Source organism: Streptomyces sp. NPDC037389 (genome assembly GCF_040636475.1).
Classification (GTDB): Bacteria; Actinomycetota; Actinomycetes; order Streptomycetales; family Streptomycetaceae; genus Streptomyces; species Streptomyces hesseae.
This window is the reverse complement of sequence record NZ_JBEZUS010000007.1, coordinates 99030-122650: the sequence shown is the minus strand read 5'-3', so window position 1 is coordinate 122650 and position 23621 is coordinate 99030. Positions and strand designations below refer to the sequence as shown.

The 23621-nt window shown below is 72.2% G+C and carries 21 protein-coding genes; 17 read left to right on the top strand and 4 right to left on the bottom strand.

Annotated elements, in window-relative coordinates; all coding sequences use genetic code 11:
• Nucleotides 1–49 precede the first annotated feature (49 nt).
• The 3 genes from AB0E98_RS17235 (at nucleotide 50) to AB0E98_RS17225 (ending at nucleotide 2834) form a co-directional block, all read left to right on the top strand.
• Nucleotides 50–928, top strand: coding sequence for a bifunctional methylenetetrahydrofolate dehydrogenase/methenyltetrahydrofolate cyclohydrolase (locus tag AB0E98_RS17235; RefSeq protein ID WP_361703003.1), 879 nt, complete (start codon nucleotides 50–52; stop codon nucleotides 926–928).
• A complete protein-coding gene (locus AB0E98_RS17230; RefSeq protein WP_361703001.1) occupies nucleotides 918–1493 on the top strand; it encodes a DUF3017 domain-containing protein in 576 nt (191 codons plus the stop codon). The genes AB0E98_RS17235 and AB0E98_RS17230 overlap by 11 nt, the downstream gene beginning before the upstream one ends.
• A gap of 114 nt (nucleotides 1494–1607) precedes the next feature.
• On the top strand, nucleotides 1608–2834 hold the full coding sequence (locus tag AB0E98_RS17225) for an NADP-dependent isocitrate dehydrogenase (protein WP_361702999.1): 1227 nt from the start codon (nucleotides 1608–1610) through the stop codon (nucleotides 2832–2834).
• 85 nt (nucleotides 2835–2919) lie between these two features.
• Here the strand turns inward: AB0E98_RS17225 and AB0E98_RS17220 are convergent, their stop codons facing one another.
• On the bottom strand, nucleotides 2920–3360 hold the full coding sequence (locus AB0E98_RS17220; protein WP_361702996.1) for a hypothetical protein: 441 nt from the start codon (nucleotides 3358–3360) through the stop codon (nucleotides 2920–2922).
• Nucleotides 3361–3692: 332 nt separating this feature from the next.
• On the opposite strand from AB0E98_RS17220, the gene AB0E98_RS17215 reads away from it, so the two are divergent.
• From AB0E98_RS17215 to AB0E98_RS17155, 13 genes are all read left to right on the top strand, one after another.
• Nucleotides 3693–4526 carry a helix-turn-helix domain-containing protein gene (locus tag AB0E98_RS17215; RefSeq protein ID WP_361702994.1) on the top strand — a complete coding sequence of 278 codons (834 nt, stop codon included), beginning with the start codon at nucleotides 3693–3695 and terminating at the stop codon, nucleotides 4524–4526.
• Entirely contained in the window at nucleotides 4523–5407 is an 885-nt protein-coding gene (locus AB0E98_RS17210) for a helix-turn-helix domain-containing protein (protein WP_361702991.1), read from the top strand. Before AB0E98_RS17215 ends, AB0E98_RS17210 begins: the two co-directional genes overlap by 4 nt.
• A 429-nt stretch (nucleotides 5408–5836) precedes the next feature.
• Nucleotides 5837–6973 carry a DUF2690 domain-containing protein gene (locus AB0E98_RS17205; protein WP_361702988.1) on the top strand — a complete coding sequence of 379 codons (1137 nt, stop codon included), beginning with the start codon at nucleotides 5837–5839 and terminating at the stop codon, nucleotides 6971–6973.
• 172 nt (nucleotides 6974–7145) lie between these two features.
• Nucleotides 7146–8135 carry a malate dehydrogenase gene (locus tag AB0E98_RS17200; RefSeq protein ID WP_361702985.1) on the top strand — a complete coding sequence of 330 codons (990 nt, stop codon included), beginning with the start codon at nucleotides 7146–7148 and terminating at the stop codon, nucleotides 8133–8135.
• A gap of 182 nt (nucleotides 8136–8317) precedes the next feature.
• Nucleotides 8318–10000 (top strand): hypothetical protein, encoded by a 1683-nt coding sequence (locus tag AB0E98_RS17195; RefSeq protein WP_361702982.1) that lies wholly within the window; start codon nucleotides 8318–8320, stop codon nucleotides 9998–10000.
• Nucleotides 9997–10554, top strand: a complete 558-nt coding sequence (locus AB0E98_RS17190; RefSeq protein WP_361702980.1) for a hypothetical protein — start codon at nucleotides 9997–9999, stop codon at nucleotides 10552–10554. The genes AB0E98_RS17195 and AB0E98_RS17190 overlap by 4 nt, the downstream gene beginning before the upstream one ends.
• 13 nt (nucleotides 10555–10567) lie before the next feature.
• A complete protein-coding gene (locus tag AB0E98_RS17185) occupies nucleotides 10568–11491 on the top strand; it encodes a hypothetical protein (protein ID WP_361702976.1) in 924 nt (307 codons plus the stop codon).
• Nucleotides 11492–11676: 185 nt separating this feature from the next.
• Nucleotides 11677–13185, top strand: coding sequence for an aldehyde dehydrogenase family protein (locus tag AB0E98_RS17180; protein ID WP_361702973.1), 1509 nt, complete (start codon nucleotides 11677–11679; stop codon nucleotides 13183–13185).
• Nucleotides 13186–13252: 67 nt separating this feature from the next.
• Entirely contained in the window at nucleotides 13253–14785 is a 1533-nt protein-coding gene (locus tag AB0E98_RS17175; RefSeq protein WP_361702971.1) for a GMC oxidoreductase, read from the top strand.
• 50 nt (nucleotides 14786–14835) lie between these two features.
• Nucleotides 14836–15987, top strand: coding sequence for a glycine betaine/L-proline ABC transporter ATP-binding protein (locus AB0E98_RS17170; RefSeq protein ID WP_361702968.1), 1152 nt, complete (start codon nucleotides 14836–14838; stop codon nucleotides 15985–15987).
• On the top strand, nucleotides 15984–17975 hold the full coding sequence (locus AB0E98_RS17165) for an ABC transporter permease subunit (protein ID WP_361702965.1): 1992 nt from the start codon (nucleotides 15984–15986) through the stop codon (nucleotides 17973–17975). The genes AB0E98_RS17170 and AB0E98_RS17165 overlap by 4 nt, the downstream gene beginning before the upstream one ends.
• Nucleotide 17976: 1 nt before the next feature.
• Nucleotides 17977–18945, top strand: coding sequence for an ABC transporter substrate-binding protein (locus tag AB0E98_RS17160; RefSeq protein ID WP_361702962.1), 969 nt, complete (start codon nucleotides 17977–17979; stop codon nucleotides 18943–18945).
• 160 nt (nucleotides 18946–19105) lie between these two features.
• Nucleotides 19106–20209, top strand: coding sequence for a hypothetical protein (locus tag AB0E98_RS17155; RefSeq protein WP_361702960.1), 1104 nt, complete (start codon nucleotides 19106–19108; stop codon nucleotides 20207–20209).
• Here AB0E98_RS17155 and AB0E98_RS17150 read toward each other — a convergent pair.
• The 3 genes from AB0E98_RS17150 to AB0E98_RS17140 form a co-directional block, all read right to left on the bottom strand.
• A complete protein-coding gene (locus AB0E98_RS17150) occupies nucleotides 20206–20967 on the bottom strand; it encodes an isocitrate lyase/phosphoenolpyruvate mutase family protein (protein WP_361702958.1) in 762 nt (253 codons plus the stop codon). The genes AB0E98_RS17155 and AB0E98_RS17150 overlap by 4 nt on opposite strands.
• Before the next feature lie 99 nt (nucleotides 20968–21066).
• The gene (locus AB0E98_RS17145) at nucleotides 21067–21450 is read right to left on the bottom strand and encodes a VOC family protein (RefSeq protein WP_361702955.1); all 384 of its coding nucleotides are present in this window, start codon (nucleotides 21448–21450) and stop codon (nucleotides 21067–21069) included.
• A 97-nt stretch (nucleotides 21451–21547) separates the two neighbouring features.
• Nucleotides 21548–22039, bottom strand: a complete 492-nt coding sequence (locus AB0E98_RS17140; RefSeq protein ID WP_361702953.1) for a carboxymuconolactone decarboxylase family protein — start codon at nucleotides 22037–22039, stop codon at nucleotides 21548–21550.
• A 47-nt stretch (nucleotides 22040–22086) separates the two neighbouring features.
• Here AB0E98_RS17140 and AB0E98_RS17135 point away from each other — a divergent pair, with 47 nt between their 5' ends.
• A complete protein-coding gene (locus AB0E98_RS17135; protein ID WP_361702950.1) occupies nucleotides 22087–23607 on the top strand; it encodes a PLP-dependent aminotransferase family protein in 1521 nt (506 codons plus the stop codon).
• The last annotated feature ends 14 nt before the right edge of the window (nucleotides 23608–23621 follow it).

Here is a 23621-nt window from a genome sequence, read left to right as displayed (position 1 = left end):
CTCCGACCTGAGTGGAACCAACCCCACCCGATCCGCGAGGATGTGCACCATGACCGCCCAGATTCTCGATGGCAAGGCCACCGCGGCCGCGATCAAGTCAGAACTCTCCACCCGTGTGCAGGCGCTGAAGGCCCGGGGCATCACCCCCGGCCTGGGCACGATCCTGGTCGGGGAGGACCCGGGCAGCCAGAAGTACGTGGCCGGCAAGCACCGCGACTGCGCCGAGGTCGGCATCGCCTCCATCCAGCGCGAGCTGCCCGCGACCGCCACCCAGGAGGAGATCGAGGCGGTCGTCCGGGAGCTCAACGAGGACCCGGCCTGCACCGGCTACATCGTCCAGCTGCCGCTGCCCAAGGGCATCGACGAGAACCGCGTCCTCGGCCTGATGGACCCGGCCAAGGACGCCGACGGCCTCCACCCGGCCAACCTCGGCCACCTGGTCCTCAACGAGCCCGCCCCGCTGCCCTGCACCCCCAACGGCATCATCACCCTGCTGCGCCGGCACGGCGTGGAGATCAACGGTGCCGAGGTGGTCGTGGTCGGGCGCGGTGTGACCATCGGCCGTCCGATGCCGCTGCTGCTCACCCGTCGCTCCGAGAACGCCACGGTCACGCAGTGCCACACCGGCACCCGGGACCTGGCGGCCCACCTGAAGCGGGCCGACATCATCGTGGCCGCGGCGGGTGTGCCGCACCTGATCAAGCCCGAGGACGTCAAGCCGGGCGCGGCCGTCCTCGACGTCGGCGTCAGCCGCGACGAGAACGGCAAGATCGTCGGCGATGTCCACCCGGGCGTGCGCGAGGTCGCGGGCTGGATCTCCCCGAACCCCGGCGGCGTCGGCCCGATGACCCGCGCCCTGCTGCTGGTCAACGTGGTGGATGCCGCCGAGAGGGACGCCGAGGCCGCCGGAGGCGGCGATGCGGCCTGAGGTCACCGGACCGGGCGCGAACGGGTCGGCGAACGGAGCCGGCGGGTCGGCCGGCTCCGGAAAGGCCAACGGGTCCAGCGGGGCCAACGGCTCCCGAAAGGCCGACGGGCCGGGCAAGCCGTCCGGCGAGCCCGCCGCCAAGGCATCCGGCGAGCCCGCCGGCAGGGCTCACGCGCACGGCTCCACCCGCCGCCCCCCGCAGGTCACCCAGGACACCGCGCGCCCCGAGGGCGGCGGCCGCGCCGCGCCCGGGGGCGCCCCGGCACCCGCCCGGCAGTGGCCGCTGCTGGCGGTCCTGGGGGCCACCGGCCTGGGCCTGCTGATCGTGGCCTTCGACGCCTTCCGGGTGGGGGCACTGATCATCGGGCTGGCGCTGATCGGCGGCGCGGTGCTGCGCTGGACGCTGCCGTCCGTGGGCATGCTCGCCGTGCGCTCCCGGTTCACCGACCTCTTCGTGTACGGCGGTCTGGGTCTGGCGATCGTGCTGCTCGCCCTGATGGCCCAGCCGCACGCGTGGCTGAAGATCCCGTTCCTGGAGGACATGCTGCACTTCACCGTGCAGTAGGTCGTAGGGCAAGGTGCGTGGCGTGGGGCCGCCCGGTGCGTCGGCCCCACGAATATCTTGATGTCAAGGTATTCCTTGAGGACCGTGGTTGCGTGAGAAGGGGTGTTCCGGCTCATGGCCAAGATCAAGGTCGCCAACCCCGTCGTCGAGCTCGACGGCGACGAGATGACCCGCATCATCTGGCAGTTCATCAAGGAAAAACTGATCCTGCCCTACCTCGACGTCGAGCTGAAGTACTACGACCTGGGCATCGAGAACCGCGACGCCACGGGTGACCAGGTGACGGTCGACGCCGCCCACGCCATCAAGGAGCACGGCGTCGGGGTGAAGTGCGCGACCATCACCCCGGACGAGGCCCGCGTCGAGGAGTTCAACCTCAAGGCGATGTACCGCTCGCCCAACGGCACCATCCGCAACATCCTCGGCGGAGTGATCTTCCGCGAGCCGATCATCATGAGCAATGTGCCGCGGCTGGTGCCCGGCTGGACCAAGCCCATCGTCGTCGGCCGTCACGCCTTCGGCGACCAGTACCGCGCGACGGACCTCAAGGTCCCCGGCGAGGGCACGCTCACCATGACCTTCACCCCGAAGGACGGCTCGGAGCCGGTCGAGCTGGAGGTCTACGAGTTCCCGGGCGCCGGCGTCGCGCTGTCCATGTACAACCTGGACGACTCGATCCGCGACTTCGCCCGCGCCTCGTTCCGCTACGGCCTCGACCGCGGCTACCCGGTGTACATGTCCACCAAGAACACGATCCTCAAGAAGTACGACGGCCGCTTCAAGGACATCTTCCAGGCGGTCTTCGACGCCGAGTACCGGGAGGGCTTCGAGGCGGCGGGCCTGACCTACGAGCACCGGCTGATCGACGACATGGTCGCCTCCGTGCTCAAGTGGGAGGGCGGCTACGTCTGGGCGTGCAAGAACTACGACGGTGACGTCCAGTCGGACGTCGTCGCGCAGGGCTTCGGCTCGCTGGGGCTGATGACCTCGGTGCTGATGTCCCCCGACGGCCGGACGGTCGAGGCCGAGGCCGCGCACGGCACGGTGACCCGCCACTACCGGCAGCACCAGGCGGGCAAGGCCACCTCCACCAACCCCATCGCCTCGATCTTCGCCTGGACCCGGGCCCTGGCCCACCGCGGCAGGCTGGACGGCACGCCCGAGGTCGTCCGGTTCGCGGAGACGCTGGAGAAGGTCTGCGTCGAGACCGTGGAGGGCGGCCAGATGACCAAGGACCTGGCCCAGCTGATCGGCCCCGGTCAGCCGTGGCTGACGACCGAACAGTTCCTGGCGGCCCTCGAAGAGAACCTGCGGAAGCGGACGACGACGCCGGCGGCGTAGCCCCCCGGGCGGGCATGACGGTGGCCCGTCCTCTCCCCCGTGGGAGGACGGACCACCGGGCCTTCGTCAGCAGGTCGGCGGTGGGTCAGCCGTTCACCCACGCCTCGACATGGGTGTTCTTCCCGCCCTTGAGGGTCAGGTTGAAGGCCTGGCCGGGCTTGGCGGCCACGGTCGCGTAGTGCTTCTTGCCGTTGCACTGGCCCGTCTTGGTGTTGGAGCCGCCCCCCGAGACCTTCACCGTCAGGCCGGCCTCGCCGCCGCCCCAGCAGGTGAAGACGCCGCGGGCCATGTTCGCCCCCTGGGGCACCGACGAGAGCCCGGAGACCCACTTGTGGCCGTGCGTGCCGAGGTAGTCGCCGGAGATGTCGGCGTTCCACAGATTCCGCCAGTGCTCCTGGGCCTGCGCCGTGGTGCCGACGGCGGTCGCGCCCGTCGGCGCCGCGTTCGCGGCCGGGGCCGCCAGGGCGAGCCCGCCGCCCAGCGTCAGGGTCGCGGCGGAGACGGCAACGCTCCTGCGTACGTTCATGATCCGGGTTCCTCCCCGTTGACGATCGGTTGGGGACGGCACGGGGTGGACCGTGCCGTCCCCGGCTTGCAGGATTGACTGTGATGCGCCACATCCCCTCCTGCCAAAGGATCGCCGGGAATTGGGCCACCGTGGGACGTCCCACGTCCCCACCTGCGAGGACGCCGGGTCCCACGAGGCCGTGGTGGGACGGGTGAGGGACGGCCGGGCTGGCCGGAAACCACGGCTCCCGGTCCCGGGTGGGGGAATTGGCGCGTTCGCCTCGCCATGATGTGCGGCAGGAGGCGGCTCACCGCCTCGGGGGACTCTTTGTGGCGCGTATGGGGTGGAACATGTCGCGTTGGAAGGAATTACCCGCCTCGCTGGATCAGCGGGTGCGGCAGTTCGTCGTACAGCTCAGAAGGCTCAAGGACCGCAGCGGGCTGAGCCTGGCCGCGCTGGCGGCCAAGACCTCGTACAGCAGTTCCTCCTGGGAGCGTTATCTCAACGGCAAGCAACTCCCGCCGCGTGACGCGGTCGAGGAGCTGGCCCGGGTGTGCGGCGCGGATACGACGCGGCTGCTGGTCCTGCACGAGGTCGCGGCGGAGGCGTGGACGGACGAGGTGGCGGAGACGGAAGGGGTGGCGGGGGCGGGAAGGGCCGCGGGGGCGGCCGGGTCGCCCGCCGAGGGCCTCCTGGCGCCCGGCGCGCCCACGACGCCCCCCGCCGGGGACGGCGCGCGCTCCGGTCCGCGCCGTACGACGACCGTCGTGCTCGCCGCGGCCGTCGTCGCCCTGGCGGTCGCGCTGGTCGCCGTCCTGCTGGTCACCCGCCCGTGGCAGGACGACCGGACGACCGCGGGACACGACCACGCCGTCGGCGGCGATTCCACGGCCCCCTTCGTCTTCGTCCAGGGCCGCTCGCGCCCCTGCGACGTCCAGCGGCACGACGGCGACCTGCGCGCCGGCTACAGCGCGACCCGGACCACGCTCATGGACCTCAAGAGCACGGGCTGGGAGGTCCTGGAGGCCCAGTGCCTGCTGCGGTACCACGGCTTCGATCCCGGGATCTCCGACGGCTCCTACGGGGAGCGGAGCAAGAACGCCGCCAAGGCCTTCCAGAAGGCCCGCGGCCTGGTCGTCGACGGCATCGTCGGCCCCGACACCTGGCAGGAGCTGCGGCGGTGAGCGGGGAACGGTTCCTCCCCGCGGAGTGCGGCCGGCTGGCCGCCGGACTGCGGGAGCTGAAGGACCGTACGGGCCTGAGCCTGGCCGCGCTCGGCGGGCGGACCCCGTACAGCAAGTCGTCCTGGGAGCGCTATCTCAACGGCAAGAAGCTGCCGCCCCGGCAGGCCGTCGAGGCGCTGTGCCGGCTGGCGGACGAGCCCGCGGACCGGCTGCTGGCGCTGTGGGAGCTCGCCGAGCAGTCGTGGAGCGGACGGGCCGCCGCCGGGGAGGCCCCGACGCAGGCGCCCCCGCCTGTGGTGGGGGAACAACCGGAGGAGCGGCCGGAGGAGCAGCCGGAGCGGGAGCCGGAGCGGAAGGCGTCCTTCGCCCGGCGGGTGCTGCTGCTGACCGGCGTCGCCGTCCTCGCCGTGGCGGGTCTGGTGCTCTCCCTGATCCTGACGAGCGGCGGGTCCGGGGCCGGCGGCCGGGACCCCGACCCCCTCGCGGCGTCCTCCTATCCGCAGTCCTACGAACCCGGTTGCCGGGGAGCGGAGTGCGAGGGCGCGGACCCCACGGAGATGGGCTGCGGCGCCCAGGGCATGCTCGTCACCCTGCTCCAGCGCCGGGCGGCCGGCGGCCAGCGGGTCGAGATCCGCTACAGCGAGAAGTGCGCGGCCGTGTGGGTGCGGTCCATGCGCCTGCGGCTCGGCGACCGTGTCGTGCTCTCGCTGCCCGGCAGCGACCCCAAGGAGCTCAAGGCGGCGAGCCAGCGGGACACGGAGGTCTATCTGTCGACCGCCATGACGGCCACCAAGTACCCGGACAAGGCGCGGGTCTGTGTACTGCCCGCGGGCGGCAGCCCGGAGTGCTTTGTTCCGCAATCGCCCGCTCCACGTGCGTGATGCCGCGTGTGATGGGCGACATGTGGGTAGAAGACGGGTGGAGGAGAGCCGGCGGCCGGTCCTCCACCCCCGTGGGAGGACCGCCCGCCGCTCACCCAAGAGGATCATGACCGCGACAATCCGGATCAAGGTCCGCCGGGCCGCTGTGGCATGGGTGTGACCATTCCGGTACCGGGTCCCCTTTCCGTACCAAAGTGCCGGGGCGTGTCACCGTACGGTCACCGCGTGCGCCGGGGGCGTGCGCCCCATGGCCTTGATCAACCCCAAGTGCCACCGTGCGCCGCCCCTTTGGGAACTGACATGCTGGTTTCGGGCATCCCCGTGGGTGGCCGAGAGCGGGGCCGCGGGCGCGGCGGGGCCGAGAAGGGGCGGACATCGGCGCGAGTGGCACGGGGACAGACGCTTACGTACGGGGGACAGGGGAGGGCAATGCCTCGCTGGAGGGCGCTACCGGAGGAACTCGACCCACAGGTGCGCGAGTTCGCCGAACAATTGCGCAGACTGGTCGAGCGCAGCGGGCTCGGCATCGCCGCCGTGGCGGACCGCACCGGTTACAGCAAGACGTCCTGGGAGCGCTATCTCAACGGCCGGCTGCTGCCCCCGCGCGGTGCGGCCGAGGCGCTGGCCGAGGTCACGGGCACCGACGTCGGCCATCTGGGCACGCTGTGGGAGCTGGCCGAACGGTCGTGGAGCCGCTCCGAGCTGCGGCACGACGTGACGATGGAGGCGATCCGCGTCGCGGAGGCGCGGGCGGCGCTGGGGGAGTTCGGACCGCCGCCGTCGCCGAAGGCCGGGCGGGCGAGGAAGCAGGCCGAGCCTTCGCCGGATCCCGTCGGGGAGGTTCGCACGGCTGTACGTGACGAGGGCACGGCGCCTCCGATGCCGGATTCCGGGCTGCCGCGCGATCCGGAGTCGCGGGACGTACGGGACATGGCCATCCCGGTCCGGAAGTCGAAGGAGCCGAAGGGACCCAAGGAGTCGAAGGGACCCAAGGAGTCGAAGGGGCCCGAGGAGTCGAAGACGGCCAAGGCCCCCGCCTCCACGCGCCGCAACGCGGTGCTGTTCGCCGTCGGCGCGGTGGGGGCCCTCCTCGTCGTCGCGGCGGGCGTGCTGCTGCTCGGCACGGGCCCGGACGAGGGGCAGGCGGCCCGGGGCGCCATCGCCACGCCGAGCGCGGGCAGCCCGTCGAGCATGCCCGACGGGGTGAAGTGCACGGGCGCCGCCTGCGCGGGCAAGGACCCCGAGACGATGGGCTGCGGCGGCGCGCACGCCACGACAGCGGGCTCCGCGACGGTGGGGACGTCGTTCCTCGAGGTCCGCTACAGCAAGGTCTGCGGCGCCGCGTGGGCCCGGATCACCCAGGCCGCGCCCGGCGACACCCTCCGCATAAGCGGCACCGGCACCCGGGCCGTCACCGAGAGCGGCCGCGTCGACAAGGGCGCCGACGGGCACACCCGCATGATCCCCGTCCCCGACCCGGGCCGGGCGTCGGCCTGCGCGGCGCTCGTGTCCGGCCGGAAGGGCTGCACGACGCCGCGCGCGGCGGAGAGCGCGCCGCAGGGGTGACGGGTGCCCGGGGGCTCCGCCCCCGGGAAACGGCGACGGTGAGGCGTCCCACACCGGGGGTGGGGTCGACGGCGGGTCCCGTCGGATAGCCTGGCGCCGGATCTCTTGATACCGAGAGAGATCCGCACACCTTGGGCAGGGACACCCACCAAAGCTCGCGCAGGAGATCGCCATGACCCGCACTCCCGTCAATGTCACCGTCACCGGCGCCGCCGGTCAGATCGGCTACGCGCTGCTCTTCCGCATCGCCTCCGGTCACCTCCTCGGCGCGGACGTGCCGGTCAAGCTGCGCCTGCTGGAGATCCCGCAGGGCCTGAAGGCCGCCGAGGGCACCGCCATGGAGCTCGACGACTGCGCCTTCCCGCTGCTGCGCGGCATCGAGATCACCGATGACGCGAACGTCGCGTTCGACGGCGCCAACGTCGCGCTGCTCGTCGGCGCCCGCCCCCGTACCAAGGGCATGGAGCGCGGCGACCTGCTCGAGGCCAACGGCGGCATCTTCAAGCCGCAGGGCGCGGCCATCAACGCCCACGCCGCGGACGACATCAAGGTCCTCGTCGTCGGCAACCCGGCCAACACCAACGCCCTGATCGCCCAGGCCGCCGCCCCGGACGTACCGGCCGAGCGCTTCACCGCCATGACCCGTCTGGACCACAACCGCGCGATCTCGCAGCTGGCGCAGAAGACCGGCGTGGCCGTCTCCGAGATCAAGAAGCTGACGATCTGGGGCAACCACTCGGCCACCCAGTACCCGGACATCTTCCACGCCGAGATCGCCGGCAAGAACGCCGCCGAGGTCGTCAACGACGAGCAGTGGCTCGCCGACACCTTCATCCCGACCGTCGCCAAGCGCGGCGCCGCGATCATCGAGGCCCGTGGCGCGTCCTCCGCCGCCTCGGCCGCCAACGCCGCCATCGACCACGTCCACACGTGGGTCAACGGCACCGCCGCCGGCGACTGGGCCTCCATGGGCATCCCGTCGGACGGCTCCTACGGCGTTCCCGAGGGCCTCATCTCCTCCTTCCCGGTCACCGTGAAGGACGGCAAGTACGAGATCGTCCAGGGCCTGGAGATCAACGACTTCTCCCGCGCCCGCATCGACGCCTCCGTCAAGGAGCTCGCGGAGGAGCGCGACGCCGTGCGTGCCCTCGGCCTGATCTGAGCCGGTACGGAACCCCCGTCGCCGTACGGGTGTACTGACGTACACCCGTGCCCGACGATTTCGGGCCCGTCATCCACCTCCAAGGGGGGTCGATGGCGGGCCCGTTGGCTTATTCTGGGTTCTTCCGAAAATACGTCAACTCGGCTAGTTCGAAGGCGAGTTCGACGGATCGGGGGACCGAAATGAGTCATTCCGTCCAAGGATCCCCGTCAGAGGCCACCCGGTTACTCTGCGCGGGGACCTACCTCGACATCGAGTTCCGCCGCCGTGTCATCGAAGAGCTGGTGGAACATGAGGAAAGACCCATCGCCCCGTCCCTGGGGATCGATGCGGTGCCGGTGCTCACCCACGCACTGCGCGCCCGCGGTCAGGACACCCTGACCGCCCTGCTCCTGCTCGGCCTGTGGGTGGGCTTCATCGCCGTCGACTTCGCCTCGGCTCCCGAGGGCGCGGAGGGCACCCCGTTCGGGGGCCTCTGGTCCCTCTCGTACGCCGCGGTCTGCCTGCTCCACTGGGGCGCGCACGCCGCCGCCGGGCGGGGCTCGGCCGCGTACGTCGTCGACCGGCGCACGCTCCGGGAGGCCCTCCAGGGCAGCGGCGGCCGACGGGCCCTTCGCGCCCTGCTGCCGGGTCTGCCCCTCATCACCCTCGCCTACTGGCTGTTCGCCCTGTGGGCGCTTTCGCAGGGCGCGGGCAACTGGGCGGGCATCATCTTCCCGCTGCTGCTCGTGGTGCCGGTGTGGATGCACCGGGCGCGTGTGGCGGCCGTGATGCGCGACGAGCTGAGCCGGAAGGCCTTCGCCGAGTCCCGGCCCTTTCCCGACTCGGCGTACCACCGCCGTATCGCCCGGTCCATCGACCGCGAGCAGTACGCGGGGCTGACGATCTACGACCCCTCCCGGCCGTTCATCGGCATGGGCGTCCCCTACGAGCCCTGGTCCTTCGCCCTGGAGCTCAAGCGCGGCAAGGAGTCGCCGTCGGCGTCCAACGGCGCTGCCAATGGCGCTGCCAATGGCGCTGCCAATGGCGCGTCGGCCGGTGCGTCCAGTCGCGCGGCCGGTGCCCCCTTCACCGGCCGTACGGTCGTGGAGCTCATCCGGCCCCGGCTGGAGGCCCTGCGGCAGGCGGCCGCCGCGACCAGCCGGGACCGGCTGAGGGAGCTGGAGATCGACGAGTTCGTCTATCTCCCCGTCGGGCCGCAGCGGCCCATGGTGTCCTACGACGAGCGCACGGTGCGGATGCACCTGGCCGAGGCCGTCAACGAGGGCGGCGAGGCGCGCCGCTACTTCCTGCGCGTGCGCGTCGGCGCGTGGGACGAGCAGGTAGTGGTGTCGGTGCTGGTCCGGGTGCACACCCAGGGCGGGATGCTGGTCCTGGAGGTCGTCCCGCACGTGCTGACCCCGGTCAGGGCGGAGTTCCGCGCGGTCGACGTGATCGCGAGCCGGGGCGAGGAGGACATGCTGCGCGACGGGCTGCGGGCGCTGCTGACCGCTCCCGCCGCGGGCTTCGCGGCGGCGGTCTCCACGGTCCGCTCCGGCGTGTCGGGCTTCCGCACCTGGCTCGCCGACCCCCGGCGCTCGGCGCCGGACGGCCCGGCCCACTCGGTGCGGGAACTGGCGGCGGCGAAGGAGATCTCGCTGTTCCAGGAGATGGACGTCAGCCGCTATGTGAAGACGGTCCAGGACCGCATCGCGAGCGGGGTCCGGGAGGCGCTGCGCTCCCAGGGCTTTGAGACGGACCGTTTCGAGCAGCAGATCGTGCAGATCAGCGAGGGCGCGATCTACATCGGCCAGATGAGCGGCGGCGCCGTGGCCCAGGGCGCCGGCGCCGAGGCCAAACACCTCTCGGGAAGCGGGGGACGATGACGGACGACCGGCACAGGAACGACCGGCACCAGGAAGAGGACGAGGAACGCCGCGAGAGCACCCAGGGCGGTGGCGGCATCTCCATCGGTTCGCTGAGCGGCGGCGCCGTGGCCCAGGGCGACGGCGCCCGGGCCGAGGACCGCTCCGAGCGGGTGGGCGAGCGCCCCGCGGCGGCGGCCGCGACGCCCCCGCCGCCGGCCCCGGGCCGGGGCGGCATGGCCGTCGGCTCGATGTCGGGCGGCGCGCTGGCCCAGGGCAGGGACGCGCGGGCGGTCGACGCCTCGCGGCAGTTGCTGACCGTGACGCCCGAACTCCTCGCGGCCGTCCGGGAGATGCGGATGGAGCTGTCCCACCGCGTCCGTACCCCGGGCGACGGGCTGGACGAGGTCGACGGGGAGCTCGCGGAGCTCCAGGCGGAGGCCGGGCTGACCGGCCGGGCCCGGCGCAGCCGGCTGACCCGCCTGCGGACGCTGCTGACCAGCGGCGCCACGGCCGTCGGCGGGCTGGCGTCGCTGGCCGCCGTCGTCGAGGCGATCAGCCGGTTAGTGGCGTGAGGCGGCGAGACGCATGAGCTACTGGGACGCGGACGCGCAGAAGTGGGTGGACGAATCGCCACCCGGATGGCGGCCGCCGCCGGAACCGCCGAGCGCTGGAACCGGCGGCGACACGGACGAGCCCGAAGTGACCCTCGGTGCCCCGGATCCGTACGAGGACCAGCCCACGGGCCCCTCCCACGCCTCGATCCTCGCGGGCGTCGTGGCCGGGGTGGTGCTGGCGGCCGGACTCGGCGTCGGCGTCTGGGCGCTCGTCCGGGACGACGGCGGCGGAGGGGGCGGCGAGGGTCCCGTACCGACCGCCACCGCCTGGCCGTCACCCGGCCCGACGGACACCTATGGCTCGTCCTACGGGACGACGTACGGCACGACGTCCGGTACGAGCTCGGGCACGACGTCCGGCCTCTCCGGGGGCTACCCCAACCCCTACACCTACAACCCCAACCCCTATCCCACGGCCACCACCTACGGTACGTACGGCGCCCCGGGCACCACGTCCGGCTTCGTACGGACCACGGACCCGGCAGGCTTCCGGCTGGACGTACCGGCGGGCTGGTCGCGCAGCACGGACCGGGGCAGCGTCTTCTACAGGACGGCGGACGGGCTGAGCCTCATCCAGGTGTTCACGCTCAGTCCGCCGGGGGCGACGCCGTACGACTCGCTGCTGGAGACCGAGAAGTACGTCTCCGAGTACAAGAACTACCGGAAGACCAGGCTGAGAGCGGTCTCCGGGCAGGGCAACCCCGCCGAGTACGAGTACACGTACACGCTGAGTGACGGCACCGGCCGGCATGTGGTGATCCACGCCTACACCGCTCCCGACGGCAAGCAGTACGCCCTGCTGGTGGGCGGTCCCGTGGGCAGCGAGGCCGCTCAGGGCCTGGTCACGCGGTCACTGGTGGGCTCGTTCTGCCCTACGGGCTACTGCACCGGATGACACCGTCCTGACGCCGTCCGGTCAACACCCCACCCCGCGACGCCGAGTGATGCGCGTCACTCTTTGTGAAGGGAGAGGCATAGGTTCACCCCTTCTGGTTAGGCGCGACCCGTTGCCGGCCCTGGGCCTCGTCCGGACAGGGCCGGGACGTACGGGATCGTTCGTCACCGGAAGGCAGAGAAGACATGGCGTCAGCCGAGACCATCCACGTCGACGGGGTGTGGCGTGCCGCCGCGTCCGGCGCGCAGCGGGAGGTGCTCGACCCGGCCGACGCCACCGTCCTCGCGGTCGTGGCCGAGGGCGGTGCGGCCGACACCGACGCCGCCGTCGCCGCCGCGCGCCGCGCCTTCCGCGGCGGCCAGGGCGACTGGCCGCGCACGCCGGTCGCCGAACGGGCCGCGCTGCTGCGGCGCGTGGCCGATCTGCTCCAGCGCGACCGCGAGAGCCTCGCGCTCGTCGAGAGCCGGGACACCGGCAAGACGCTGGAGGAGGGGCGGGTCGACGTCGACGATGTCACCTCCGCCTTCCGCTACTTCGCGGATCTCGTCATCAACGAGGGCGGCGGCCGGGTCGTCGACGCGGGCTCGGACGACGTCCACAGCGTCGTCGTCCACGAGCCGGTCGGCGTCTGCGCGCTGATCACGCCCTGGAACTATCCGCTGCTCCAGGCGAGTTGGAAGATCGCCCCGGCGCTGGCCGCGGGCAACACCTTCGTCGTCAAGCCCAGCGAGGTCACCCCGCTGTCGACCGTGCACCTGGTGCGGCTCCTCGCCGAGGCCGGGCTGCCCGACGGCGTCGCCAACCTCGTCACCGGCGCGGGCGACCCGGTGGGCGCCCGGCTGGCCGAGCACCCGCACGTGGACCTGGTCTCCTTCACCGGTGGCCTCGCCAGCGGCGCCAAGGTGGCCCGCGTCGCCGCGCCGGCCGTCAAGAAGCTCGCCCTCGAACTCGGCGGCAAGAACCCCAACGTCGTCTTCGCCGACGCCTGCGCCACCGACGAGGACTTCGACACCACCGTCGACCAGGCCCTCAACGCCGCCTTCATCCACAGCGGCCAGGTCTGCTCGGCGGGCTCCCGGCTCATCATCGAGGAATCGGTGCGCGACCGCTTCGTCGCCGAACTCGCCCGCCGCGCCGAGCGGATCAGGCTCGGCCGGGGCACCGAGAAGGGCGTCGAGTGCGGCCCGCTCGTCTCCGCGCAGCAGCTCGCCAAGGTCGAGGCGTACGTCGCCTCCGCGCTCGCCGAGGGAGCGGCCCTGCGCTGCGGCGGCAAGCGCCCCGAGCCGTCGGAGACCCGTCCGGCGGAGGGCTACTTCTACGCGCCCACGATTCTGGACCTCTGCCACGGTGACATGACGGTCGTCCGGGAGGAGACCTTCGGGCCCATCCTCACCGTCGAGACCTTCCACACCGAGGACGAGGCCGTGGCGCTGGCCAACGACACCGAGTACGGGCTCGCGGGCGCCGTCTGGACCAAGGACGCGGGCCGGGCCCGCCGGGTGGCCGGCCGGCTGCGGCACGGCACGGTCTGGATCAACGACTACCACCCCTACCTGCCGCAGGCGGAGTGGGGCGGCTTCGGCAAGTCCGGCACCGGCCGCGAACTGGGCCCCGCCGGGCTCGCCGAGTACCGCGAGAGCAAGCACGTCTACCAGAACCTGGCCCCGAAGCCCGTGCGCTGGTTCGCCGGCTGAGGAACGCCCGCCGGAACGCTCGTCGCGCGCTGAAACCTTCCTGCCGCACAAGGAGTTCACCCCCACCATGCCTGTCTACGACTACGTCGTCATCGGCGGCGGAACCGCCGGCTCCGTCATCGCCTCCCGTCTCACCGAGGACCCCGACGTCACCGTCGCCGTCATCGAGGGCGGCCCCACCGACGTCGACCGCGAGGACGTCCTGACCCTGCGCCGCTGGCTCGGCCTGCTCGGCGGGGACCTGGACTACGACTACCCGACCGTCGAACAGCCCCGCGGCAACTCCCACATCCGCCACAGCCGCGCCCGGGTGCTGGGCGGCTGCTCCTCCCACAACACCCTGATCTCCTTCAAGCCGCTGCCCGGCGACTGGGACGAGTGGGCCGAGGCCGGTGCCGAGGGCTGGGACGCGGAGTCCATGGACCCGTACTTCGCCCGGCTCCGCAACAACATCGTCGCGGTGGACGAGAAGGACCGGAACGCCATCGCCCGCGACTTCGTCGAGGCCGCCCGGCGCGCCACGGACGTCCCGCGCGTCGAGGGCTTCAACAAGAAGCCCTTCCACGAGGGCGTCGGCTTCTTCGACCTCGCCTACCACCCCGAGAACAACAAGCGCTCCAGCGCCTCGGTGGCCTACCTCCACCCCTTCCTCGACCGCCCCAACCTCCATCTGATGCTGGAGACCTGGGCGCACCGGCTGGAGATCGAGGCCGGCCGGGCGCGCGGCGTGCACGTCCGCACCAAGGACGGCGAGGAACTGTTCGTCGAGGCGGCCCGCGAGGTGCTCGTCTGCGCCGGCGCCGTGGACACGCCCCGGCTGCTGCTCCACTCCGGCATCGGTCCCAAGGCCAACCTGGAGGAGCTCGGCATCCCCGTCGTCCACGACCTGCCGGGCGTCGGCGAGAACCTCCTCGACCACCCCGAGTCCGTGATCGTCTGGGAGACGGACGGGCCCATCCCCGAGAACTCCGCGATGGACTCCGACGCGGGCCTGTTCGTCCGCCGGGACCCGGCCTCGAACGGCCCGGACCTGATGTTCCACTTCTACCAGATCCCCTTCACCGACAACCCCGAGCGACTGGGCTACGAGAAGCCCGAGCACGGCGTGTCGATGACCCCCAACATCCCCAAGCCGCGCAGCCGCGGCCGCCTCTACCTCACCAGCGCCGACCCGTCCGTCAAGCCCGCCCTGGACTTCCGCTACTTCACGGACGAGGATGACTACGACGCCCGTACGCTCGTCGACGGCATCCGCGTCGCCCGTGAGATAGCGAAGACCGAGCCGCTGGCGGGCTGGCTCAAGCGCGAGGTCTGCCCGGGCCCGGAGATCACCTCGGACGAGGAGCTCAGCGAGTACGCGCGCAAGGTCGCACACACCGTCTACCACCCGGCGGGCACCTGCCGCATGGGCGCGTCGACGGACGATCAGGCCGTCGTGGACCCGGAGTTGCGCATCCGTGGCCTGGAGGGCATCCGTATCGCGGACGCGTCGGTCTTCCCGACGATGACGGCCGTCAACCCGATGATCGGAGTGCTGATGGTGGGGGAGAAGTGCGCCGAACTGCTGGTGAGGCCCACTACCCGAGGGGGTGGCGCCTGATGTCGAACGATGGCAATGGCATAGGTGGCAATGGCATAGGTGGCAATGGCATGGGTGGCAATGACATGGGGAAGACCGCCGGCGAGGCGGTCGCCCCCGTCTTCTCCGTCCGCAACCTGTGGAAGGTCTTCGGCCCGAAGGCCGACCGCGTCCCCGCCAGTGACGAACTGGCCGCGCTCTCCCCCGAGGAGCTGCGCGAACGCACCGGATGCACGGTCGCCGTCCGCGACGTCTCCTTCGACGTGCGCCCCGGCGAGTGCTTCGTGGTCATGGGCCTGTCCGGCTCGGGCAAGTCCACGCTCGTCCGCTGCCTCACCCGCCTCATCGAACCCACCGCCGGCACCATCGCCATCGACGGTGAGGACGTGGGCGGCATGGACAAGGGCGCCCTGCGCGACCTGCGCCGGCACCGGGCCGCCATGGTCTTCCAGCACTTCGGCCTGCTCCCGCACCGCACGGTCCTCGACAACGTCGCCTACGGCCTGGAGATCCAGGGCATGGGCAAGGCCGAACGCCGCGCCAAGGCCGCCGAGATGGTGACCAAGGTCGGCCTCGCGGGCATGGAGGGCCGCCGCCCCGGCCAGCTCTCCGGCGGCCAGCAGCAGCGCGTCGGCCTGGCCCGCGCCCTGGCCGCAGACCCCGAAGTACTGCTGTTCGACGAGCCGTTCAGCGCCCTGGACCCGCTGATCCGCCGCGACATGCAGGAAGAGGTCGTCCGCCTCAACCGCGACGAGGGCCGCACGATGGTCTTCATCACCCACGACCTCAGCGAGGCGCTGCGCGTCGGCGACCGCATCGCGCTGATGCGCGGCGGCCGCGTCGTCCAGTGCGGCACCCCCGAGGAGATCGTCGGCTCCCCCGCCGACGACTACGTCCGCGACTTCGTCCGGGACGTGCCGCGCGAGCAGGTCCTCACCGTCCGCCGCGCCATGCGCCCCGCCCACGACGCGGGCGAGGCCGCGACCGGCCCGGCGCTGTCCCCGGCCACGACCGTCGCCGACGCCATCGAGGCGGTGGCCCGTACGGGCCGCTCCGCACGGGTCGTCGACGCGGGCCGCTGCCTGGGCGTCGTCGACTCCACGAGCCTGCTGGGCGTCGTGGCGGGCCTGGACAAGGCGAAGGACGTGGGCAAGGACGTGGGCAAGGCGAAGAACGAGCAGGGCTTCCACACAGGGGGTTTCGAGGAGAAGACCGCGGCATGAGCACTGCCGGCACCACCACGGTCCCGTCCGCCCAGGGCGGGACCATCACCCCCCACACCCGCCTCCGGGCGCTCTGGCAGCGCCCCTCGGCCCGCAAACTGCTGCTGCTCGCGGCCGTCACCGCGGCCGTGGCGCCGTTCGCCGCCGCCCGCTGGGGCAGCGGCGCCTGGCCGCACGCGCTGACCGTCGACCTCGCCGGCCCGCTCGGCCGGGCCAACGACTGGATCATCGACAACCGCGACAGCCACTGGCTGTTCCTGTACTTCTTCGGCCACATCAGCAACGCGATCGTCGTCTCGATCCGGGCCGTCTACGTGGTCCTGCTCGCCCTCGGCTGGGCGGGCGTGACGGCGGGCGCGACACTGCTGGCGTGGCGCCTGGCGGGCGTACGGGCGGGCGTCACGGCCCTGGCCTCGTTCGCGGTGTGCGGACTGCTGGGCATGTGGGTGCCCACGATGCGCACGCTGGCCCTGATGATCGTGGCCGTCGCGGCGTCCGTCGCCGTGGGCGCCCTGCTGGGTCTGGCGGCCGGTCTCTCGGACCGTACGTTCCGGGCCCTGCGCCCGGTCCTGGACACGATGCAGGCCCTGCCCGCCTTCGCGTACCTCCTTCCGGTCGTGCTCGTCTTCGGCATCGGCGTGGCCCCGGCCGTCCTGGCCACCGTCGTCTACGCGGCACCCCCGATGGCCCGCCTCACGGCCCTGGGCCTGCGCGGCACGGACAAGGGCGTCCTGGAGGCCGTCGACTCCCTCGGCGCCACCGCCCGCCAACGCCTGCTGACGGCCCGCCTGCCCCTGGCCCGCCGCGAACTCCTCCTGGGCGTCAACCAGAGCATCATGATGGCCCTGTCCATGGCCGTCATCGCCTCGGTCATCGGCGCGGACGGCCTGGGCGACCGCGTCTACCAGGCCCTGTCGACAGTGGACGTGGGCAGCGCCCTGACAGCGGGCATCCCGATCGTGTTGCTGGCGATAGTCCTGGACCGCACGACCGCGGGCGTCGCCCGGTTGTGGGCAATCGTTCCGCAGGGCGGAACAGGTGGGCACAACCGCCCGCCGGGCCGCACCCGAACGGTGACCACGTGGGTGCTGGCCATAGCGGCGGTGGTGGCCGCAGGCCGCCTGGCGGGCACGTCCTGGCCGAGCCAGTGGACCGTGGCCATCGCCGGCCCGGTCAACACGGCCAAGGACTGGATGGTCGACCACCTCTACAGCGGCCTGCCGGGAATCGGCGGCACCGCCGACGCCGCCGCCCACTACACCGCCTGGATCCTGGACCCCCTCCGCAGCGGCCTCCAGTCCCTCCCCTGGTGGGGCGCCCTGACCCTCGTAGCGGCCCTGGCCTGGCTGATCGGCACCTGGCGCACCGCCCTCACCGCGACGATCTCGCTCGCCGCGATCGGCGTGCTGGGCCGCTGGGAGCCCGCCATGGACACCCTCTCGCAGGTGCTCGCGGCGGTCGTCGTCACCCTGGCCCTGGGCGTGTTGATCGCCGTCGCGGCAGCGCGCAGCGACCGGGTGGAGCGGCTGCTCCGGCCCGTCCTGGACGTGTTCCAGACGATGCCGCAGTTCGTCTACCTCATCCCGGTCGTCGCCCTCTTCGGCGTGGGCCGCGCCCCGGCCGCCGCGGCGGCGATCGTCTACGCGCTGCCCGCCGTCGTCCGCATCGTCGACCAGGGGCTGAGGCAGGTGGACCCGGCGGCGATGGAGTCCGCGCGCTCGCTGGGCGCGACGGGTGGGCAGCAGCTCCGCCAGGTGCAGTTCCCGCTGGCGAAACCGCAGCTGCTGCTGGCCGTGAACCAGGCGGTCGTCCTCGTCCTGTCCGTCGTCATCATCGGCGGCCTGGTGGGCGGTGGCGCGCTCGGCTACGAGGTCGTGTTCGGCCTCGCGCAGGGCGATCTGGCCACGGGCCTGATGGCCGGTACGGCCATCGCGTGCCTGGGACTGATGCTCGACCGGGTGACCCAGCCGGTGAAGGAGGCGAACTGACATGAAGCGCAAGGCATTGACGGTCGCCGCGACAGCGGCCCTGCTGGCCGCCGCCACCGGTTGCGGCGCGGCGGACATGACCAAGCAGGCGTCCCCGTACGCCAACGCGGCGGGTGCGAAGACCGTGACCCTCTCCGTGCAGTCGTGGGTCGGAGCCCGCGCCAACGCGGCGGTGGCGCAGTACCTGCTGGAGCACGAGCTGGGCTACCGCGTGGACACCGTGCAGGTGGACGAGGTCCCGGCCTGGGACGCCCTCAGCCAGGGCCGCGTGGACGCGATCATGGAGGACTGGGGCCACCCGGACCAGGAGAAGCGCTACGTCCGGGACAAGAAGACGATCACGGCGGGCGGCGACCTCGGGGTCACCGGCCACATCGGCTGGTGGGTCCCCAAGTACTTCGCCGACGCCCACCCCGACGTTCTGGACTGGAAGAACCTCAACAAATACGCCGCGCAGCTGAAGACTTCCGAGAGCGGAGGGAAGGGCCAGCTCCTCGACGGTTCCCCGTCGTACGTCACCAACGACAAGGCGCTGGTGAAGAACCTGAAGCTGGACTACCAGGTCGTCTTCGCGGGGTCGGAGGCCGCGCAGATCACGCAGATCAAGCAGTTCGCGAAGGAGAAGAAGCCCTTCCTGACCTACTGGTACGAGCCCCAGTGGCTCTTCAACGAGGTCCCGATGGTCGAGGTGAAGCTCCCGGAGTACACGGACGCCTGCGCGGACAAGGGCGCGAAGGACCCGTCGGCCATCGACTGCGCGTACCCGACGACGTCCCTGAAGAAGTACCTCAACACGGACTTCGCGAACAAGGGCGGCAAGGCGGCCCGCTTCCTCAAAGAATTCCGCTGGACGAAGGCCGACCAGAACGAGGTGTCCCAGATGATCGCCGAGGAAAAGCTGGCGCCGGAGGCGGCGGCGAAGAGGTGGGTGGACCGCCACCCGGACAAGTGGAAGAAGTGGATGAACTGAGCCGGCCCGAATCCAGCCCCTCCGGCGTTTGAGGAGCGGGGGTCCGGGGCGGGGACCCTGGGAAACCGGGGGCACCTCCGGCGGGACTGGGGCAACCCCCCCCACCACTGGGGCAACCCCCCACCCTCACCCCCTCCACCCGTAGGCGCACAATGCCCCTATGTCCAACCCTGGGCGCATAACCCGCGCAACCCGCGAGGACCGCCGAGCGGCCGCCATCCACGCGGCCGCCGGCGTCGTCCTGGCGACAGCTGTCGGCATCCTGCTCCTCCTGGTCGCCCCCGCCAAGCGCGCCGAGGAGCGCGACTTCCTGGCAGCACCCATGTGCTCGACCGCCACGACCGCCACGACCGGCGACTGCCTGCGGCCGGAGCCGCTCACGGTCGTCAAGGTCGTCCGCGACGAGATGAAGAAGACGCCCAGCTACGAGCTGCGCGTCGCCGACCGCGACCGGAAGAGCCGGCTCGTCCCGCTGAAGGGGCAGCACCCGGTCGTCGACGTGGTCAAGGCCGGTGACCAGGTAACGGCCTGGTACTGGAGGGGCGAGATCCGGGCGTTCGGCTTCCGCGGCGAGCGGCAGTACACCGACGCGGCCCCGACGAACGACTTCCGCTTCCCCGCCGCCGTCGGCCTGGGGCTGGCGCCGTTCTCCCTCGCCTTCCTCTGGTCGGCGTACTGGCTGGCCCGCCGGTCGGCCAGGTCGCCGCGACGCGCGCCTTGGCAGACCTCGATCCCGTTCGTCGCGGCCCTCGGCATCGCGATGGCCGGGGCGCCGTTCGGCTACTTCATGGACACGACGGCGGAGGCGCTGCGCTGGACCGCCTCCGTCGCCACGTCCATCGCGGCCGCCGCGATGGTCCGGTGCGCCCTCCGGGACCGCCGGAAGGAGACCGACACGGTCGAGATCGCACCGCGGATCCCTGCTCGGGAAGAGGTATTCGCCGGCGCGATCAGCGGTGACGTCCCGTACAGCGAGAAGGATTACCGCACGCTCGTCGCGAGCCCCGGCAGGCTCGTGTCGTCCCTCGACCCCGCCGGCCGTATGCTCCGCAAGGCCGTGCCGGGCACCCTGGTAGTGGAGCGCGTCCGCCACGTCCACCGCACGGACCCTGTTCTGTACCTGGACGGCGAGGCCCTGGTCGCGGAGTGCCGCGACGGCGAGAAGCAGGTGCTGATCACGGCGGGCGCCGAGCACATGGGCTGGGTGCTGGGGGCGCTGCTGCCGGACGGAGCGCCGCCCGTCGGGCAGCCGCCTGTCCCTTAGGACCCGTCCCGCAGCCCGGCGGCGATCTCCGCCACCGCCGCCATCGCCCGCCGGTGCAGCCCGCCCCCGAAGGTGACCCGGGCGGCGCCGAGCGTGCCGAGTTCGGAGGGGGAGGGGCCGCCGGGCTTGGCGAGGGCGTTGACCGGCAGTCCGACGCGTTCGGCGATCGGCGCGAGCAGCCCGGTGGGGGCGAGGATCGGGTAGACGCAGTCGGCGCCGGCCGCGGCGTACAGCAGCCCGCGTTCGACGGCGGGGGCGGCGCCCTCGACGCCCTTCAGGAACGTGTCGATACGGGCGTTGACGACGAGCCGTCCGTCCGCCTCGGCCACGACGGCGGCCAGCCAGTCGGCCTGCTCGCGCGGCTCCTTGAGCAGGCCGGTCCGCCGGTCGGTGTCCTCCAGGTTGCAGCCGACCACGCCGGTCTCCAGGAGGCGTTCGACGAGCTCACGGGGCGGCAGCCCGTAGCCGTCCTCCACGTCGGCGGTGACGACCGCCCCTTCGGCAGCGACGGCCCGCACGATCCGGCCCACCGCCGTCAGCATTTCCGCTGCCGGAGCTTCTCCGTCCGCGTATCCCAGCGATGCCGAGACCCCCGCGCTCGGCGTCGCCAGGGCCCGGAACCCGGCATCGGCGAAGGCCCGGGCGCTGGCCGGGTCCCAGGGGCCGGGCAGCACGAGCGGACCGTCGGTGGCACTGCTGTGATGGCGGGCCCGGAAGGCGGTTGCCGCCTTCGTCGCCGCGTCGTCGTTCGCTCTCATACGAACGACCGTAGGCCCGCGAGAGGCGGGTGGAGTGGTCCACTTCTCCTCGGAGAACGTGGGCCACTCCACCCGTTCGGCCCTTATGGGCCCGGGGGATCAGCCGCCGTACGGGCGGGTGATGATCTCCATGAAGTGGCCTGCGGGGTCCGGGAAGTACACGCCCCGGCCACCGTCATTGTGGTTGATCTCCATCGGCCGCTGCCGGCGCGGATCGGCCCAATAGGTGATCCCGGCTTCCTGGATGCGCGCGAACGCCGCGTCGAATTCCTCCTCGGAGATGAGGAAGGCGTAGTGCTGCGGCGAGACGGGCGCCCCGGGCGGAACGGGCGCGAAATCGAGCGTCACGCCATTGGCGAGGACGACAGGGACGAACGGTCCCCACGGCTCACCGATCTCCAGCCCGAGGATGTGGGCGAAGAACTCCGCCGACTCGCGGTTGTTCTTGGACGCGACGATGGTGTGGTTCAGCTGAACTGACAAGGTGTAAGTGCCTCCGAGGGCATCTCGGGCACCTCCACGCCTCACCCGGCCGGTGACCGACGCGCGGTGCCGTGGCCCGAGCCTACCCAAGATCGAATCAGGGCTGGTAGGACCCCGGCTGGACGCGCGTCGAGACGCTGATGCGGTTCCAGGAGTTGATCACGATGATCGCGGCGATGAGGTGCGCCAGCTCCTCCTCGGAGAAGTGGCGCGCGGCGCGCTCGTAGACCTCGTCCGGGACGAAGCCGTCCGTGAGGACCGTGATGGCCTCGGTGAGGGCGAGGGCCGCCTGCTCCTTCTCGGTGTAGTAGCCGGTGGCCTCCTCCCAGGCGTTGAGAAGGTAGATGCGCGCCTCCGACTCGCCCGCCTTGCGGGCGTCCTTGACGTGCATGTCGATGCAGAACGCGCAGTGGTTGAGCTGTGAGGCGCGGATCTTCACCAGCTCGCCGATGACCGGGTCCACGCCCTCGTTCGCGGCCTTCGAGAGGGCGAACATCGCCTTCCGGACCTCGGGGGCGTGCTTGTAGAAGTCCATGCGGGGGCCGTGCTGGTGTGCGCTTGTCCCGGGTGTCTCGGGTGTCGTCGTCATGCCACCGACGCTACGCCACCGATAGCCCAGCGGTATGGTCCATTCCCATGGAGAAAACGTGGGCCATTTCCGGGGTGGACCTCCACCTGGACCTTCCCCGCGCGGGCGCGGACGCGGGGGCCGTGGCCGGAGCCGGAACGGGCACCGAGGCGGGAACAGGCACCGGCGCGGGGGAGCGCGGCGTGCGCGCCTCGCTCACCGACGCGCTGCGCGAAGCCGTACGTTCCGGGCGACTGGCCCCCGGCACCCGGCTGCCCTCCTCCCGCTCCCTCGCCGCCGACCTCGGGCTCGCCCGCAACACCGTCGCCGACGCCTACGGCGAGCTCGTCGCGGAGGGCTGGCTCACCGCCCGGCAGGGCTCCGGCACCCGGGTGGCCGCCCGCACCGCGCCACCCCGCCCGGCCCCCGCCCACCGTCGCGCCACCCCGCCCCGCACCCCGCCGCCGCCCGTCCACGACCTGCGCGCCGGCCCGTGCGACGTGTCCTCCTTCCCCCGCGCCGCCTGGCTCTCCGCCGCCCGTCGCGCCATGACCGCCGTCCCCCACGAGGCCTTCGGCTACGGCGACGGCCGGGGCCGCCCCGAGCTGCGCGAAGCCCTCGCCGGCTATCTCGCGCGGGCGCGCGGCGTCCGTACGACCCCCGAACGCATCGTGCTGTGCGCGGGCTTCAGCCAGGGGCTCGCCCTACTGGGACGAGTGCTGAGGCAGCGCGGCGTGAGGTCGATGGGTGTCGAGTCGTACGGACTCTGGATCCACCACGACATCGTCGAACGGGCCGGGATCCGGACGGCCCCGCTGACCGTGGACGGCCACGGTGCGCGGGTCGCCGAGCTGGACGACGAGGCGCGGCGGAACGTCCGTTCCGTCCTCCTCACCCCCGCCCACCAGTTCCCCACGGGCGTCCCCCTCCACCCCGACCGCCGCGCCGCCGTCGCCGACTGGGCCTCCCGCACAGGCGGCCTGATCGTCGAGGACGACTACGACGGCGAGTTCCGCTACGACCGCCAGCCCGTCGGCGCCCTCCAGGGCCTGGCCCCCGAGCATGTCGTCTACTGCGGCACCGCCAGCAAATCCCTCGCCCCCGGCTTGCGCCTGGCCTGGCTCGTCCTCCCCGAACACCTCGTCGCCGACGTCGTGGACCTGCGACGGTCCGGCGAATGGGGCATGGGAGTCCTCGACCAGCTCACCCTCGCCGAATTCATCAACTCCGGCGGCTACGACCGTCACATCCGCGCCATGCGCCTCCACTATCGCCGCCGCCGCGACGACCTCGTCTCCGCCCTCGCCCGGCACGCCCCCCACATCCGCGTCACCGGCATCGCCGCCGGCCTCCACGCCGGGCTCGAACTCCCCCCGGGCACCGAGCACGCCACCATCCAGGCCGCCGCTTGGCGGGGCCTGGCGGTGCAGGGCCTGAGCGCCTTCCGCCACGCGGCCGTGGACGAGTCCACCCCATCCCCGGTGCCGGACGGCCGCGACGGCCTGATCGTGGCCTACGGCACCCCCGCGAAGCACGCCTTCGCGGGGGCGCTGGAGACGCTCATCGACGTCCTACCGCCGGCGTCGTGACAGCGGGATTCACC